Source organism: Deltaproteobacteria bacterium (assembly GCA_019309545.1).
Taxonomy (GTDB): Bacteria; Desulfobacterota; Desulfobaccia; order Desulfobaccales; family Desulfobaccaceae; genus Desulfobacca_B.
The window spans coordinates 1-2,775 of sequence record JAFDGA010000075.1; the positions used below are offsets into that span (position 1 = coordinate 1).

The following is a 2,775-nucleotide window of genomic DNA, read 5'->3' on the forward strand; positions in this document are numbered from 1 at the left end:
TGAGTCTTGCAATCACTTCCGAAAAGTCCCCTTTGAAACAGATTCCACGATCATCGATATAGGCCTTGGCCGGGGGCTTTTTATTTGTCACATGATCAATATAATCTGCAAGCCGATGGGTTAAAATCCAATGATTGACTTTCTGCGTTTTCCTTGTCGTCAAAATGGTTATACAGAACCCCATTTCTTTAAGTCCTGACAAGAAAATTCTAATACCAGGTATAGGATCACCTAAATGGTCCGGGCCTTTCCAGCCGTCATATTGCGCCAGCACTCCGTCAAAATCCACGCATACCATGGGGGCCTGCTGCTTATAGCAGTCGTAGCAAATATCTTGTTTCCCCTCGATTGTGATGCGCTTCTCGGGGGGGGATTTCCCGGCCGCATAAACGGCAAGTTGGATTGGACATCAAAGACCTCCTATCAATCGGGATCGCCATCCTCGTCATTGTCCGCCCGCCAGTTTTTGTGCCAGAGTTCAAGCGGATTATATTCTCTCAGCCCCATGGTCTCACACTGCCATACGTCAGGGCGGTTTCAGATGGTTCCACCGCCCCAGAACCGACACCGGACCTCGGCTGTGGGATCTAACAGAGACCGTTGACCCGGGCGCCACTTGGAACAGAATTTCTTGGCCAAACCTAATCCTCCAAGTGATATTCTTCTGGTTTAAAGTTGACGGTCTGTTTCGGGGCCGGCGGCGGCTCATAGGCCAGTGGCAAGTGCGGACTTTTGGGAGTATGTTTTTCTACCCGATAGTCATATTGATCCGCACTAAACTTACTCAGTTGCCGGGCGTATGCCTCAGCTTCTTTTTTCTTGTCAAACCCGGCCACCCTGAACCGCCCCTTGGGTATCCAGTGGTTAGCTTCCGGCCTGGTTTCGCGGATCACATAATAGGGCACAATCTATCCTTTCTCTTGGCTGACAGCAGGGCACCAAAGAAAAACCGCGCAAAAAACCAAAGCAACACCCGCCCGCTTGAACCCCTCCTGGCCCAACGGCCTAGGAGGGGCAATGCGCGGGCGTCAGTTCAAAAATCACAGCCACCTCACCCTCGGCGTCGCCTCCAGGCTCAACCCCAGCACCAGGAAATGCAGGGCTTTAAGGCCGTGGGTATCGGCGTCCGCCGGCTTGGTTTTGCCTTCCGGCAGGTGGTATTTCAAAAACTCCGGGATGGTGTTGACGCATTCTCTGGAGATGGTCAGTCCTCCGGGTCTGCCTTCCTTGGTGTTGGCCAGCCGTTGTTTAATCAGGTTTCTGGCCAGGTTCTGTTCCTTGGGAGCTACCACCGCGGGAAGGCGGGCCCTGCGCATTCGTTTGATCAATTCCGGCTCTGCCGGGTCGCAAAAAAACTTCCTGATCTGCAACTCCTCCCGCCACTCGCTCGCGATAATCAGGAGGTCCTCCAGGTAAAGCTCCCTGCGGTAAAGCTCGCGTATCAGATGTATCCGGTCTTCCGGTGGTAGATAATATTCCGCCACCAGGATTATCGTGGGTTCCAGCAGGCCCCACTTCACCCCCGCATAGACTTGGGTCCGGGGTTTCATCCTCCTCCTTCTCAGGCGACTTGAATGATTGATAATAATCGTCTGCGGTCATTACCCACCGGCCCAGACTGTCACGCTTGGCCGGAAGACGCCCGGCCTTGAGATGGCGGTAGCAGGTGCGCCAATGCAGGCGCAGGAAACCGGCGATTTCTTTAACGCCTATAAACAGCCTGTTCTCGCCACTTCCATTCATGGGATGGGATTGGCCCTTCCAATTTCAATCCGCTGGTTCAGCCTTATTGGTCACCCCCAGTTTCCGTTTTTTGTATTTGTAGGCATACGGCCAAATGGTTCGGAGTGCTCTCACCTTTATTTCCCGGACTCGGTCCTCCTGATCACAGCGCAGGCAAGGCCTGAGTGGCCCCCATGGGTCAATATGGGCTTGCGCCTGATTTATGGCGCATTGCCTTTGGCTGATATTGGCCCGCAGCGCCAAGCACTCAATCCGTCCCGGACCCTTCAGGATTTCTTCAATTTCTTCTGTTCCTGCTCTCCCCATAGCCGCATGTCTATGCTGGTGATGACAATTTCTGTCCTGGGGTTATGGCTGACTCCCACGATCAGGGAGCCGTCCCAAGAGATGATATCCCGGCCTTCTCCAGGATGTCTGCCGTAGCCGGAAAGGAACCGCCAACAGCCAAAGCACCCCGGCCACCGCCATGGCCACCAAGAACCAAGTGACCGTCAGGAACATGACCGCTTTCTCTGCCAGCCCCTTCATCTTAGGCATTGCTCCAGGAGGCTCCTATATGCCCGCATACCCTCCTGTCCATTGATCACTTCCCCGACCAGCTCTTCCCTGTGCTTGGCTATAGCTATGGCGTCGGCCTCGGAAAACCGGTAATAGACTTGGCCGTCCTGATGACGCGCTCCACGCTGGGGCACTTCGGCGGTGAGATAACCTTTGGCTCTTCCAGATCAGGAATCGCCGCCTTCGGAATTCCGGCGCAGGAGCTTGCCATCACGGAAATAATCAACAAGGCCGTCAGGAACTTGATTAATTTTGCCCAGCTCATCCTTTGCCCTCTCTGTTGCTTGGTCTATGGTTCTGACCGTTTCCTGGTGATCCACTTTGACTTCGAGCCCCGCCGCCGCGGCCTCGGCCCGTTCCGCCCGCCGCTTGTACCAAGCGCCTCGGAGCCACAGAGCCACCAGTCCCATAGCCCCAGCCAAAATGGCCCCCAATTTGGAAAACACCAAGTTCAGCAGCCCTTCCATCAGCCCT

At 54.7% G+C, this 2,775-nt stretch carries 5 protein-coding genes; 1 reads left to right on the top strand and 4 read right to left on the bottom strand.

All coding sequences use genetic code 11. The annotated features are described in order from the left end of the window. The 3 genes from JRG72_11650 to JRG72_11660 all read right to left on the bottom strand — a co-directional run. A partial coding sequence (locus JRG72_11650) for a hypothetical protein (protein MBW2135858.1) occupies nucleotides 1-298 on the bottom strand: 298 nt, incomplete at its 3' end. Between the two features lie 343 nt (nucleotides 299-641). After that, entirely contained in the window at nucleotides 642-905 is a 264-nt protein-coding gene (locus JRG72_11655; GenBank protein ID MBW2135859.1) for a hypothetical protein, read from the bottom strand. Between the two features lie 135 nt (nucleotides 906-1,040). Beyond that, nucleotides 1,041-1,550: a hypothetical protein gene (locus tag JRG72_11660; GenBank protein MBW2135860.1), complete on the bottom strand. Its 510-nt coding sequence runs from the start codon at nucleotides 1,548-1,550 to the stop codon at nucleotides 1,041-1,043. A 124-nt stretch (nucleotides 1,551-1,674) separates the two neighbouring features. On the opposite strand from JRG72_11660, the gene JRG72_11665 reads away from it, so the two are divergent. Beyond that, the gene (locus JRG72_11665; GenBank protein MBW2135861.1) at nucleotides 1,675-2,166 is read left to right on the top strand and encodes a hypothetical protein; all 492 of its coding nucleotides are present in this window, start codon (nucleotides 1,675-1,677) and stop codon (nucleotides 2,164-2,166) included. Nucleotides 2,167-2,468: 302 nt separating this feature from the next. On the opposite strand, the gene JRG72_11670 is transcribed toward JRG72_11665, so the two are convergent. After that, nucleotides 2,469-2,750, bottom strand: a complete 282-nt coding sequence (locus tag JRG72_11670) for a hypothetical protein (GenBank protein ID MBW2135862.1) — start codon at nucleotides 2,748-2,750, stop codon at nucleotides 2,469-2,471. Nucleotides 2,751-2,775: the final 25 nt, after the last annotated feature.

Bases quoted from the DNA above. Each gene is read 5' to 3' on its own strand.
- JRG72_11660 (MBW2135860.1), bottom strand. From the start codon at position 1,550: ATGAAACCCCGGACCCAAGTCTATGCGGGGGTGAAGTGGGGCCTGCTG.
- JRG72_11665 (MBW2135861.1), top strand. From the start codon at position 1,675: ATGCAGGCGCAGGAAACCGGCGATTTCTTTAACGCCTATAAACAGCCT.